The 12,244-nt window shown below is 63.0% G+C and carries 16 protein-coding genes and 1 tRNA gene; 11 read left to right on the top strand and 6 right to left on the bottom strand.

The window, feature by feature from the left end; all coding sequences use genetic code 11:
• Nucleotides 1-5: 5 nt before the first annotated feature.
• On the bottom strand, nucleotides 6-887 hold the full coding sequence (locus tag FIU94_RS10760) for an MBL fold metallo-hydrolase (protein ID WP_152465799.1): 882 nt from the start codon (nucleotides 885-887) through the stop codon (nucleotides 6-8).
• A 137-nt stretch (nucleotides 888-1,024) separates the two neighbouring features.
• Between FIU94_RS10760 and lipB the strand changes: the two genes are divergently transcribed.
• From lipB to FIU94_RS10730, 6 genes are all read left to right on the top strand, one after another.
• The gene (lipB, locus tag FIU94_RS10755; RefSeq protein ID WP_152465798.1) at nucleotides 1,025-1,699 is read left to right on the top strand and encodes a lipoyl(octanoyl) transferase LipB; all 675 of its coding nucleotides are present in this window, start codon (nucleotides 1,025-1,027) and stop codon (nucleotides 1,697-1,699) included.
• Between the two features lie 174 nt (nucleotides 1,700-1,873).
• The gene (ctaD, locus tag FIU94_RS10750; RefSeq protein WP_152465797.1) at nucleotides 1,874-3,547 is read left to right on the top strand and encodes a cytochrome c oxidase subunit I; all 1,674 of its coding nucleotides are present in this window, start codon (nucleotides 1,874-1,876) and stop codon (nucleotides 3,545-3,547) included.
• A 123-nt stretch (nucleotides 3,548-3,670) separates the two neighbouring features.
• Complete coding sequence (locus FIU94_RS10745) at nucleotides 3,671-4,057, top strand: YbhB/YbcL family Raf kinase inhibitor-like protein (RefSeq protein ID WP_152465796.1); 387 nt, start codon at nucleotides 3,671-3,673, stop codon at nucleotides 4,055-4,057.
• Nucleotides 4,054-4,443 carry an MAPEG family protein gene (locus tag FIU94_RS10740; RefSeq protein ID WP_152465795.1) on the top strand — a complete coding sequence of 130 codons (390 nt, stop codon included), beginning with the start codon at nucleotides 4,054-4,056 and terminating at the stop codon, nucleotides 4,441-4,443. The genes FIU94_RS10745 and FIU94_RS10740 overlap by 4 nt, the downstream gene beginning before the upstream one ends.
• Nucleotides 4,444-4,539: 96 nt before the next feature.
• Nucleotides 4,540-4,614, top strand: a tRNA-Gly gene (locus tag FIU94_RS10735).
• 390 nt (nucleotides 4,615-5,004) lie between these two features.
• On the top strand, nucleotides 5,005-5,985 hold the full coding sequence (locus tag FIU94_RS10730; RefSeq protein WP_152465794.1) for a PleD family two-component system response regulator: 981 nt from the start codon (nucleotides 5,005-5,007) through the stop codon (nucleotides 5,983-5,985).
• A gap of 122 nt (nucleotides 5,986-6,107) precedes the next feature.
• Here the strand turns inward: FIU94_RS10730 and FIU94_RS10725 are convergent, their stop codons facing one another.
• A complete protein-coding gene (locus FIU94_RS10725) occupies nucleotides 6,108-6,458 on the bottom strand; it encodes a hypothetical protein (RefSeq protein ID WP_152465793.1) in 351 nt (116 codons plus the stop codon).
• Nucleotides 6,458-6,697, bottom strand: a complete 240-nt coding sequence (locus FIU94_RS10720; RefSeq protein ID WP_152465792.1) for an Lrp/AsnC family transcriptional regulator — start codon at nucleotides 6,695-6,697, stop codon at nucleotides 6,458-6,460. Before FIU94_RS10720 ends, FIU94_RS10725 begins: the two co-directional genes overlap by 1 nt.
• 126 nt (nucleotides 6,698-6,823) lie before the next feature.
• Here FIU94_RS10720 and hisB point away from each other — a divergent pair, with 126 nt between their 5' ends.
• Together hisB and hisH are read left to right on the top strand one after the other, a co-directional pair.
• On the top strand, nucleotides 6,824-7,411 hold the full coding sequence (gene hisB, locus FIU94_RS10715; protein WP_152465791.1) for an imidazoleglycerol-phosphate dehydratase HisB: 588 nt from the start codon (nucleotides 6,824-6,826) through the stop codon (nucleotides 7,409-7,411).
• 322 nt (nucleotides 7,412-7,733) lie between these two features.
• Nucleotides 7,734-8,372, top strand: a complete 639-nt coding sequence (gene hisH, locus FIU94_RS10710; RefSeq protein WP_152465790.1) for an imidazole glycerol phosphate synthase subunit HisH — start codon at nucleotides 7,734-7,736, stop codon at nucleotides 8,370-8,372.
• Nucleotides 8,373-8,383: 11 nt separating this feature from the next.
• On the opposite strand, the gene FIU94_RS10705 is transcribed toward hisH, so the two are convergent.
• Nucleotides 8,384-9,205 carry an alpha/beta fold hydrolase gene (locus FIU94_RS10705; RefSeq protein WP_152465789.1) on the bottom strand — a complete coding sequence of 274 codons (822 nt, stop codon included), beginning with the start codon at nucleotides 9,203-9,205 and terminating at the stop codon, nucleotides 8,384-8,386.
• 62 nt (nucleotides 9,206-9,267) lie between these two features.
• A complete protein-coding gene (locus tag FIU94_RS10700; protein ID WP_152465788.1) occupies nucleotides 9,268-9,657 on the bottom strand; it encodes a DUF2147 domain-containing protein in 390 nt (129 codons plus the stop codon).
• Between the two features lie 129 nt (nucleotides 9,658-9,786).
• Between FIU94_RS10700 and hisA the strand changes: the two genes are divergently transcribed.
• The 3 genes from hisA to FIU94_RS10685 are packed head-to-tail and all read left to right on the top strand — an operon-like array spanning nucleotide 9,787 to nucleotide 11,625.
• Nucleotides 9,787-10,506, top strand: a complete 720-nt coding sequence (gene hisA / locus FIU94_RS10695) for a 1-(5-phosphoribosyl)-5-[(5-phosphoribosylamino)methylideneamino]imidazole-4-carboxamide isomerase (RefSeq protein ID WP_152465787.1) — start codon at nucleotides 9,787-9,789, stop codon at nucleotides 10,504-10,506.
• Nucleotides 10,507-10,561: 55 nt separating this feature from the next.
• Nucleotides 10,562-11,323: an imidazole glycerol phosphate synthase subunit HisF gene (hisF, locus tag FIU94_RS10690; RefSeq protein WP_152465786.1), complete on the top strand. Its 762-nt coding sequence runs from the start codon at nucleotides 10,562-10,564 to the stop codon at nucleotides 11,321-11,323.
• A complete protein-coding gene (locus FIU94_RS10685) occupies nucleotides 11,320-11,625 on the top strand; it encodes a phosphoribosyl-ATP diphosphatase (protein ID WP_152465785.1) in 306 nt (101 codons plus the stop codon). Before hisF ends, FIU94_RS10685 begins: the two co-directional genes overlap by 4 nt.
• 145 nt (nucleotides 11,626-11,770) lie before the next feature.
• Here the strand turns inward: FIU94_RS10685 and FIU94_RS10680 are convergent, their stop codons facing one another.
• The gene (locus FIU94_RS10680) at nucleotides 11,771-12,238 is read right to left on the bottom strand and encodes a CoA-binding protein (RefSeq protein WP_152465784.1); all 468 of its coding nucleotides are present in this window, start codon (nucleotides 12,236-12,238) and stop codon (nucleotides 11,771-11,773) included.
• Nucleotides 12,239-12,244: the final 6 nt, after the last annotated feature.

Genomic DNA, 12,244 nt, shown 5'->3' with positions numbered 1-12,244 from the left:
CCCGGTCACATGCCGTTGACCGGCACCTTGAGCATCAGATTGCCGTCCTTGTCCCGTGGCAGCGTACCCGCGCGCATGTTCACCTGAAGCGACGGGATGATGAGCCTGGGCACCGCCAGCTGGGCATCCCGTTCGGTGCGGAACTTGATAAAGTCTTCCCGGGTCTTGCCGCCGCCCACATGAATGTTGTGGGCGCGTTCGTCGGCCACCGTGGTTTCCCACTGGATGTCGCGGCCGTTGGGCCCGTAGTCGTGGCACATGAAGAGCCGCATGTCGTCGGGCAGCGCCAGAACCTTCTGGATACTGTCATAGAGCTGTCCCGCATCCCCGCCGGGAAAATCCGCGCGGGCAGAGCCGCCGTCGGGCATGAACAACGTATCCCCGACAAAGGCCGCGTTGCCCATCACATGCACCATGCAGGCCGGGGTGTGACCCGGCGTATAGATGGCGAAACAGGCCATTTCGCCCACCTGATAGGTATCCCCTTCGCTGAACAAGGCATCGAATTGCGAACCGTCGCGCTGAAATTCGGTCCCTTCGTTGAAGATCTTGCCGAACGTGTCCTGAACCACCATGATCTTTTCGCCCACGCCGATCCTGCCGCCCAGCTTCTGCTGGATGTAAGGCGCGGCCCTGAGGTGGTCGGCGTGCACATGCGTCTCGATGATCCAGTCGAGCGTGAGGCCCCGATCCTCGATCTCGGCGATCATCGCGTCGGCGTGGTCATAGGTGATGCGCCCGGCGGCATAGTCGATGTCCATCACGCTGTCGATGACCGCGCAATGGTCGCTGGCCGGATCCTTGACAATGTAGCTGATCGTATTGGTCGCATCGTCGAAATGCGCCGAAACATCGGGTTTCACTTTCATGTCCACGGGATAGGTCATCGAAACTCCTCCTCCAACAGGCTTGATCGCCCGGCCCGTCGGCAGAGCGACCTTCACCGCATGATAGACCTGTTTCGCATACCGGCAAGCATCCTCTGACACTTGCCGCCCTGCCGCTTCGGGCATAGACATCGCCCATGGTGGAATGGATCGTCACGGACGGATTGACCGACTACCGCGCCGCCGAGGCGTGGATGGAGGCGCGCGCGGCCTCGATCTCGGCGGGCGAGGCGGATGAATGCATCTGGCTGGTCGAGCATCCGCCGCTCTACACCGCCGGCACCTCGGCGCGGGCGGAGGACCTCACCGATCCGGGCCGCTTTCCCGTTTTCGACACCAGGCGCGGCGGGCAGTACACCTATCACGGGCCGGGCCAGCGTGTGGCCTACGTGATGCTCGACGTGGCGCGGCGGGGGCGCGACGTGCGCTGCTTCGTGCGGCAGCTGGAGGATTGGGTGATCGCCACGCTGGCGCAATTCAACGTCACCGGCGAGGTGCGCGCGGGGCGCGTGGGTGTCTGGGTACAGCGCCCCGAAAAGCCCCCCCAGCCCGACGGAAGCCCCGCCGAGGACAAGATCGCCGCCATCGGCATCCGCCTGCGCAAATGGATCAGCTTTCACGGCATCAGCATCAACGTGGAGCCGGAACTGGATCATTTCACGGGCATCGTGCCCTGCGGAATCAGCGACCACGGGGTCACGTCACTGGTGGACCTTGGCCTGCCGGTCAGCATGCCGGACGTGGATGTGGCGCTGCGCGCCGCTTTCGACCGGGTGTTCGGCGACACCGCCGGACGTTGCACAGGGACCTGAAGGGACCGGCCCCGCCACAAGCCACAGCCAGGATGCCGGGGCGAAAAACACGCGCCTGCGACACCTCGCCCATTGCCCCTTGCGCCAAGCCGCTTTAGAACGGCCACAATCCGCACCGCGTGACAGCCAACAGGCGTGGTGTGACCCATGAGTTCAAGTTTCAGGAGGCACCGCATGGCAGACGCAGCCATTCAAGGCCATGACCACCACGATGACCGCGGTTTCTTCACCCGCTGGTTCATGTCCACCAACCACAAAGACATCGGCATTCTGTACCTTGTCGTCTCCGCGCTTGCCGGTTTTGTTTCGGTGGCCTTCACCGTCTACATGCGGCTTGAGCTGATGAACCCGGGCGTTCAGTACATGTGCATGGAAGGCTCCCGGCTGTTCGCCGATGCGGCCTCGCCCTGTACGCCGAACGGGCACCTGTGGAACGTGCTGATCACCGGCCACGGTATCCTGATGATGTTCTTTGTCGTGATTCCGGCACTCTTCGGCGGTTTCGGCAACTATTTCATGCCCTTGCAGATCGGCGCGCCGGACATGGCGTTCCCGCGTCTGAACAACCTGTCCTTCTGGCTCTACGTTGCAGGCACGACCCTTGCCGTCTGTTCGGTACTGGCACCGGGCGGCAATGGTCAGGCCGGGTCCGGGGTGGGCTGGGTCCTGTATCCGCCGCTTTCGGTGAAGGAAGGCGGCATGTCGATGGACCTTGCCATCTTTGCGGTTCACGTCTCGGGCGCCTCGTCGATCCTGGGCGCGATCAACATGATCACCACCTTCCTGAACATGCGTGCCCCCGGCATGACCCTGTTCAAGGTGCCGCTGTTCTCGTGGTCGATCTTCGTGACCGCATGGCTGATCCTGCTGTCGCTGCCCGTGCTGGCCGGTGCCATCACGATGCTGCTGATGGACCGCAACTTCGGCTTTGCCTTCTTTGATCCGGCAGGTGGCGGCGACCCGGTTCTGTACCAGCACATCCTGTGGTTCTTCGGCCACCCGGAGGTGTACATCATCATCCTGCCCGGTTTCGGCATCATCAGCCACGTGATCGCGACCTTCTCGCGCAAGCCGATCTTCGGCTACCTGCCGATGGTCTGGGCGATCATCGCCATCGGCGCGCTGGGTTTCGTCGTCTGGGCGCACCACATGTACACCGTCGGCATGACCCTGAACCAGCAAGCCTACTTCATGCTGGCCACCATGGTTATCGCGGTGCCGACAGGGGTGAAGGTGTTCAGCTGGATCGCGACGATGTGGGGCGGCTCCATCGAGTTCAAGACGCCCATGCTCTGGGCCTTCGGCTTCCTGTTCCTGTTCACCGTGGGCGGTGTGACCGGTATCGTGCTGAGCCAGGCCGCCGTGGATCGTTATTACCATGACACCTACTACGTGGTGGCACACTTCCACTACGTCATGAGCCTTGGCGCCGTGTTCGCGATCTTCGCGGGGATCTACTTCTACTTCCCCAAGATGACCGGCAAGATGTACCCCGAATGGGCCGGCAAGCTGCACTTCTGGGCGATGTTCATCGGGGCCAACCTGACGTTCTTCCCGCAGCACTTCCTGGGCCGCCAGGGCATGCCACGCCGCTACATCGACTATCCGGAGGCATTCGCCTACTGGAACCACTGGTCGTCGCTGGGTGCGTTCCTGAGCTTCGCCTCCTTCATCTTCTTCTTCGGGGTTATCGCCTATTCGCTGACCCGTGGCGCGCGGGTGACGGCGAACAACCCCTGGAACGAATATGCGGACACGCTGGAATGGACCCTGCCCAGCCCGCCGCCGGAGCACACGTTCGAACAGCTTCCGAAACAGGAAGACTGGGACAAGCGGCACAGCCACTGATCCGCCAGAACCTACGAAAGGCCCCGACCAGCGTCGGGGCCTTTTGCGTTTCAGGCGAAAAAACCAGATTGACAGAATTACCGGTTGGTTGAACCTTGATCCCATATATTTGGAGTATCTTTCATGAGAACAGCATTACTCGCCGGCGCTTGCCTCCTGACCGCCGGTCCGGCGCTTGCATTCGACATCGGGTTTGACTGGTCCGGGCTGAAGTCCTGTACAAACGGACGGCCCAACACCGTCGCAAACCCTGCCTTTACCCTCAGCGGTGTCCCTGCGGGGACAAAGTTCATCCGGTTCAAGCTGACCGATCGGGACGTGCCGAACTACAACCACGGTGGCGGTGTCGTCGCCTTCAACGACCAGCAGGTGATCCCGCGCGGGGCGTTCAAGTACAAAAGCCCCTGCCCGCCCAGCGGCAGCCACACCTACGAATGGACCGCCACGGCGCAGACCAAAAAAAATGGCGGCAAGCTGGCCACCACGCGGGCCGCGCGCAAATACCCGTGACCGTTCCTGTCACGTCGCTTTACACGGCGCTGGTGGCGTTGTTGTTTCTGGTGCTGAGCGCGCGGGTCATCCTGTACCGGCGCGCCAACCTGATCTCATTGGGGGATGCCGGCGACAAGGCCCTGATCAAACGCATGCGCGCGCAGGCCAATTGCGGCGAATATGCCCCCATCGGTCTGATTCTGCTGCTGGTCGCCGAATTGAGCGGCGCCCCGGCCATCGCGCTTCATCTGATGGGCATGACCCTGCTGGCGGGGCGATTGCTGCATGCGCTGGGTTTTTCCGCCACCCCGCAAAAGCTGATCCTGCGGCAGGTCGGCATGGTCATGACCCTGGGCATGATCCTGTTGACCGCGCTTGGCCTGATCGGACATGCGCTACTCTGAACGATCAGGGGGGAGATCGAAAAAATTTCACCTCAAAACGTCTTTTCCCCCTTGCGGCGGACCGCCGGGATGGGTATCTCCCCCTCACCCAAGGATGCGGGCGTAGCTCAGGGGTAGAGCATAACCTTGCCAAGGTTAGGGTCGGGCGTTCGAATCGCCTCGCCCGCTCCAATGGGTCCTTTTGAAACAGGTCGCCGCAAGGCGGCCTTTTTCATTTCAGGGGCGTGTTGCCATCGGCACATTTCGCAGATGTCGGGCGGCCCGGTTTACCCCCAACCTCTGCCCCATTGCTGCCGCACCGCGGCATTAGCAGTCTCGGGGTCCAATCCGCCGTACCAATTTGCGAAACGCGGGTGCGATGGCGAAAATCGCGGCCAACTTGGGGAAATGCGCCGTGCGCGGGTTTCTGCCGACCGGCCCCATACCTCAGCAAACGAATAGGCAGCACAATCTTTAATTGCATTTCGGTCATAATTTCGCCCGCTTTGGCCGCTTAATTCAATTTAATCCGAAGACGGAAACCAGAAATAAATACCACCCCTGGCAAGGATAGGTGACCCCATGCGACTTCTCGCTGTTGATGATGATCCGGTCGTGCTCGACCTGCTGACAGTCGTGTTCGGTCAGGAGGATCTGCCGGGCATTACCTGCGCGCAATCCGCCGGACAGGCGCTGACCCTGCTGGAGGAAGACGAGGCAGGCTTCGACTGCCTGATCCTGGACATCGAGATGCCGGGCATGAACGGGATCGAGCTTTGCCGAAAAATACGCAGACTGCCCGCCTATCACGACACACCCATTGTCATGCTGACCTCGGTACGCGAGCGGATCGAGATCGAAAGCGCCTTTGGCGCGGGCGCCACGGACTATGTGACCAAGCCGTTCGACGTGAAAGAGATCATCACCCGAATCCGGGTCGCCAAACGGATGTCGGAAACCACGGAACGCGCGCCGCGGCTCGACCCGCTGTCGCCTGCGCCGGACGCCGAGGCGGGCGTGCATGACTTCGAGATCACCTGCCCGGTGCGGTTGAACCAGCAAGAGCAGCTGATCCTGCCATTTTCTCTGGGCAACTACCTGTCGCAGCTGTCGCGGCAGGCACTGGATCAATGCTGTGTCTTTGCCATCAGGATCGAAGACATCGAAAAACTCTATGCCGAGTGCACAACCCATGAATTCGCCATCGCACTGGCCGAGATCGTCGACGCAGTGGTCGAGGTGGTGGACCATCCGAACCTGCTGATGGCCTACGAAGGCGACGGCATCCTGCTGGCGATCAGCCAGGGCGCGGAACCGCCGGAATGGCCGCTGATCGAAGACCGCACGCATGTTCTGCTCAACGAGGGATCTGCGATTTTTGCGGACGGCAGGCCAATGGACCTGCGGGTGTCGATCGGCAATCCGATCCCGCCCTATACAAACCGCAACCAGCGGGTGAAGAAGACCTTTGATCGGGCCATCGACCGGGCCCGGATGCGCAGCCGCTCCAATGCCGCGCAGCGCCAGAAGAGCGGCAAGGGCTCTCCTGTCGGGATGTTCTGATCCGACAAGCCGGTTCGCACCTTATAGAGTTTCGAGTATACTTGAATCACTTGTTCGCTGCCTCTCCCTGCGGTCGAACGCGAAAAGTGATATGGGATGTTTCAGGTTTATTCCGAAACGCTTTAGTTGATCGGAAATTGTGACAGGCAGCGCGCGGCGTTCCGGCGGTAATCGTCCAGCGTATCCTCGACCGACCGGCGATCGCGGATCACGGCCATTGCGGCCTTTTTCTGTGCCCAGGTGCCGCTGACGTGGCGTTCGAGGATTAGGATGGTCACGCCCAGCATGACTTCCTTTTCCGCCTCGCCGATCAGGTCGGCCCCGGCCAGCGCCACCGCCGTCAGCGCCAGCGTGTTGGAACACCGCAGCGCCGCGGCCTCCTGACCTTCATAGACCTTTTCCGCTGCGGCGACGGGCCCGGCTGCGAGGACCGGGATCAAGGTCAATGCGCGCAGATGGCCCAGCCACCGCATCAAAAGACCTTGAACGTCATTGTGGTCAGGGACCGTTCGATACCGTCGATGGTCAGCAGGTTTTCATTGATGAACATGCCCACATCCTGCCCGCTGGGGATGTAGAGCTTCATCAGCAGGTCGTAGTCCCCGGAGGTGGAGTAGAGCTCTGAATGAATTTCGCGCAGGGCGATTTCCTCGGCCACGCTGTAGGTCGTTCCGGGGCGGCATCTGATCTGGACAAAAACGCAGGTGGTCATCGGGCCCTCGAACATAGACTGATATCAGAGTCGCACATGGCCCCGGCGGCTGCAATCCCTCATCCGGTCTTGGCGTCGGGGCCAGCACTGGTATAAGGCGGCAGACGCCAGCCAGAGAGGCCCGACATGCGCCAGACCAGCCTGACCCGCACCACCGCAGAGACCGATGTGAGCGTCGAGATCAATCTTGACGGCACCGGCACCTACGACAATCAGACCGGTGTGGGGTTCTTCGATCACATGCTGGATCAACTGGCGCGCCATTCGCTGATCGACATCAAGGTTCGGGCGAAAGGCGATCTGCATATTGACGACCACCACACGGTCGAGGACGTGGGCATCACCCTGGGCCAGGCGCTGGCCAAGGCGCTGGGGGACAAGCGCGGCATCCGCCGCTACGGTGCCTGCCTGTTGCCGATGGACGATGCCCTGGTCCGCTGCGCGCTGGATCTTTCGGCGCGGCCTTATCTGGTATGGAATGTCGATCTGCCGACAGCCCGGATCGGCACGTTCGACACCGAACTGGTGCGCGAGTTTTTCCAGGCCTTCGGCACGCAGGGCGGCATCACGCTGCATGTGGATATGCTGCATGGCCTGAACAGCCACCACATCGTCGAAGCCGCGTTCAAGTCGGTTGCCCGCGCGCTGCGCGAAGCGGTAGAGGTCGATCCGCGCAAATCCGGCGATATTCCGTCCACCAAGGGCGCGCTTTGAACCTGATGCTTATGGATTTCGCGCAGGGCATCGCGGCAAAGGCCAGCAAGGTGCGGCAATATGGTGTCGGACTTGCATCCGCAGGCGAACGCCCCCTGCCCTTCCGGGCGCAATTGCGGCCGAGCGGAGCGCAGTTCTTCGAGGTGGTCCAAGTCCGTCGCATCGCCGCCCCGTCCTTCCCCCCTTCAAGAGGGTTTCAGGATGACATGTCATATATGACATGTCTGCATTTGAGGCGGCCGCGCGATCCGTCCGCCCGCCCCGGCAGCTTGCAAGCCCCTGGGCATCTGCTTTCTTTCCGCTCAAAAGGGGCCGCCATCCCATGCTGACTGCCATCATCGACTACGAAAGCGGCAACCTGCACTCTGCCCACAAGGCTTTCGAGCGCATGGCGCGCGAGGTCGACGCCGGAGAGGTCGTTGTCACCTCAAATGCCGAGGTGGTCGCCCGCGCCGACCGTATCGTGCTGCCGGGAGACGGCGCTTTTCCGGCCTGCATGGCGGCCCTCAAAGGCGCGGGAGGCGTGTTTGACGCGATGGTCGAGGCGGTCGAGGACCGTGGCCGCCCGTTTCTTGGCATCTGCGTCGGCATGCAGCTGATGGCCAGCCTGGGCCGGGAATACCGTGATACACCGGGGCTCGACTGGATCGGGGGGGAAGTCACCCGGATCACGCCGACCGATGCCGCGCTGAAGGTGCCGCATATGGGCTGGAACGATCTGGTGATCGACCATCCGCATCCGGTCTTCGACGGCATCGCGACCGGCGATCACGCCTATTTCGTCCATTCCTACCACATGGCGGTCAACAACCCGAAACAACGTCTCGCCCATGTGGACTATGCCGGAGACGTGACGGCCATGATCGGTCGGGACACCATGCTGGGGATGCAGTTCCACCCCGAAAAGTCACAGACCACCGGCCTGCGGCTGATCGCCAATTTCCTGTCCTGGGCGCCCTGACCTTACAGCTGCTAGCGTTTGAGAAAGGCCAGCATATCCTGCGTCAGCCTGTCTGCGTGGGTGGCGGTCAATCCATGTGGCGCGCCACTGTATTCCTTGAACTCGGCATCCTTGATCATCTTTGCCGCCTGCCTGCCCGATGTGTCGATCGGAACCGTCTGGTCCGCCGTTCCGTGCACCACCAGTGTCGGCACGCGAAAGGCGTCCATGTCACCGCGCAGGTCGGTCTTGCCAAAGGCGTCGACGCAATCCAGCGTCGCCTTCGGGCTTGCCATCATTGCCATGTTCCACGTCCAGTCCAGCACCGGGTCGCTGACGCCGCCACCTTTCGTGCGCCGACCGTAGAACCCCTTGAAGAACCCGCTCAGGAAACCCGCACGATCCTCGCGCAGCCCGGCCTTCATGTCGCTGAAAACATCGTCGGGCACCCCATCGGGATTGTCGTCCGCCTTGGCCATGAAGGGCGCGATGGAAGAGATCAGCATGGCCTTGACCACGCCGCGCCCGTCATGCCGCGACATGTAGCGGCTGACCTCGCCGCCGCCCATCGAGAATCCGGCAATCGCGGCGTCCTTCAGCCCCAGCCCGTCGATCACCGCGGCAAGATCATCCGAAAGCGTGTCGTAATCATAGCCCGTGTATGGTTGCCCCGAACGTCCGAAACCACGGCGGTCGTAGCTGACAACACGGTACCCCGCCTCTGCCAGGCCCAGCGCCTGCGTCTCCCAGGAGTCGGCGTTCAGCGGCCAGCCGTGAATGAGCACGACCGGTTGTCCGGCGCCCCAATCCTTGACGTAAAGCTCGGTCTGATCTGACGTCGTGACGATGGGCATGGGCAGTCTCCTCTGATTGCTCCTGAGGAGAACGACTGCACCGACCGCATTGTTCCGGCGGGCTACTTCACCCGCTGCCAGGTCTGCTTGGAACAGATCAGCCCGCCCGCCACACAACCCGACAGCCGCAGGGTATTGCCCGACACGGTCATCTTGCCGATGTAGATCTTGCCATTGGACGGTCGCCAGACCTTGCCTGCGTATTTGCCCCCACCCTCGGGCGTCATGTCGATCACCAGCGTCTTGCCCAGATTGGGGGACTTGTATTCGCCGCTGTCATTGAATGTCCGCGCGATCGTGCCGCAGACTGCGGCGCCGCAAGGTGACATCTTCACATGGGCATAGGCCCCGTCGTCGACCTGGGTCTGCCAGGTGCCCACTGCCGGATCCGCCGCCTGTGCCGCACCAGCCAGACCAAACGCCAGCAATGAAGCCATCATCAGTTTCGTCATCAAAGTTCCTCCGCTTTGCCGCTCAGTCTGTACCAGCCCCCGTTTTCTGGCAAGCCAGACCTCGGGTCGCGTTGCAAATCGCGCCCGCCCGTGCAAAACCGCATCTCGTTACAGCACAGGGACCCGCCCATGATCCTCTACCCCGCCATCGACCTCAAGGACGGACAGGCCGTGCGCCTGGTCCACGGCGATATGGACCGCTCGACCGTCTTCAACGACGATCCGGCCGCCCAGGCCCGCAGCTTTGTCGCGGCGGGATGCCAGTGGCTGCACCTGGTCGACCTCAACGGCGCATTTGCAGGGGCACCGGTCAATGCCGCCCCGGTTGAGGCGATCCTCGAAGCCTGCAACGTGCCCGCGCAACTCGGCGGCGGCATCCGCGACATGGCCACCATCGAAAACTGGCTCGACAAGGGGCTGGCGCGCGTGATCCTCGGCACCGTCGCGGTGGAAAACCCCGACCTCGTGCGCCAGGCCGCCAAGGCCTTTCCCGGCCAGGTGGCCGTGGGCATCGACGCCCGCAACGGCCGCGTGGCGACCAAGGGCTGGGCAGAGGAAACCGACGTGCTAGTCACCGACCTCGCAAAGTCGTTCGAAGACGACGGTGTCGCGGCCATCATCTACACCGACATCAACCGCGACGGCGCCATGGGCGGCCCCAACATCGCGGCGACAGCGGACCTCGCCCGCGCTGTGCAGATCCCCGTCATCGCCTCCGGCGGGGTCTCGTCCCTAGATGACCTGATCGCCCTGCGCGACACCGGCGTGATCGAAGGCGCCATTTCGGGCCGCGCTCTCTATGACGGGGCACTTGACCTTGCCGCCGCTCTGACAACCCTGTCCCGATGATTTCATTGTTCCCGAAATACACAGTCGACCTCCGCCCCGTGCCCGGACCAAAGACATGCTGAAGACCCGCATCATCCCCTGCCTCGACGTGGCCGATGGCCGCGTCGTCAAGGGTGTGAATTTCGTCGGCCTGCGCGATGCGGGCGACCCGGTGGATGCCGCCATCGCCTACGACGCGGCGGGCGCGGACGAATTGTGCTTTCTCGACATTCACGCGACGCACGAGAATCGTGGCACCATGTTCGACCTGGTGCGCCGCACGGCAGAACACTGCTACATCCCGCTGACCGTGGGCGGTGGCGTGCGCACGGCGGCGGACGTGCGTGCCCTGTTGCTGGCGGGGGCGGACAAGGTCAGCTTCAACTCCGCCGCCGTGGCCGACCCCGACGTCGTCGCCCGTGCCGCGGACCAGTTCGGCAGTCAATGCATCGTGGTGGCGATCGACGCCAAGACCACGGCGCCCGGCAAATGGGAGATCTTCACCCACGGCGGCCGCCGCCCCACCGGCATCGACGCGGTGGCATTCGCCCGCACCGTCACCGAAAAGGGCGCCGGAGAAATCCTGCTCACCTCGATGGACCGCGACGGCACGAAACAGGGCTTCAACCTGCCGCTCACGCGCGCCATCTCCGACGCCGTCAGCGTCCCCGTCATCGCCTCGGGCGGCGTGGGCACGCTGGATCACCTGGCCGAAGGTGTGCTGCAGGGCGGCGCCTCCGCGGTGCTGGCCGCGTCCATCTTCCACTTCGGCGAATTCACCATCCACGAGGCCAAGCAGCACATGGCCGCCGCCGGCATCCCGATGAGGCTCACATGACCCTCGACGACCTCTTTGCGACGATCCTCACCCGAAAGAACGCCGCCCCCGACAGCAGCTGGACCGCGCAACTGCTGGCCAAAGGCCCCGAAAAATGCGCCGAGAAATTCGGCGAGGAAGCGGTGGAGGCGATCATCGAGGCCGTCAAAGGCGACCGCCCCGCGCTCACTTCAGAGGCGGCAGACGTGCTCTACCACCTGCTGGTCATGCTCGCCGCCCGCGACGTGCCCCTCAGCGATGTTCTGGCCGAACTCGACCGCCGCCAGTCGCAATCCGGGCTCGCGGAGAAAGCCTCCCGCTGACCTCACCCGAACCCCAGCTTCTTTATGCCCGAAATACTCGGGGGAGTTTGAGGGGGCAAAGCCCCCTCATCCGCAAAATGGATCGCGTCGCGCGCAGCGCGGCCAGTCGGGACCGGTACCAAACGCCGACCAAACGCCGCGCTCATCACAACTTGCTCGATATCCGACCCGTGGCGAAACCGCCCATCCGCAATTCGCCGTGCAGACGTTGGTACTCGATCTTCGGACAGCGGTTCTGGATCACGGTGATCCCCCGCGCCTCCGCCCTTGCCGCCGCCTCGGCATGTTCGACGCCGATCTGCATCCAGATGGTCTGCAGGTCCGGAAAACACGCCAGCGCCTCCTCCACGATCTCCGGCACCGCCTCCGGGCGGCGAAAGATATCGACCATATCGACGCCGCCTTCGATCACCGACAGCGATCCCTGCACGCGCCGGCCAAACACGGTCTCGCCCGCGTGCAGCGGGTTCACCGGGATCACGTCGTATCCCCTCAGCCCCAGATACCGCGCCACATAGTAACTGGGCCGCACCGGGTTGAGCGATACGCCAACCACCGCGATCCGGCGGGCGCGGGCCAATACCTCCCTGAGCATCGTGTCCGAATACATCATGCGCAG

Origin of the sequence: Sulfitobacter sp. THAF37, assembly GCF_009363555.1 — a bacterium.
GTDB lineage: Bacteria > Pseudomonadota > Alphaproteobacteria > Rhodobacterales > Rhodobacteraceae > Sulfitobacter.
Note: the sequence above shows the minus strand (reverse complement) of the source record. Positions and strands in the feature narration are given on the sequence as shown.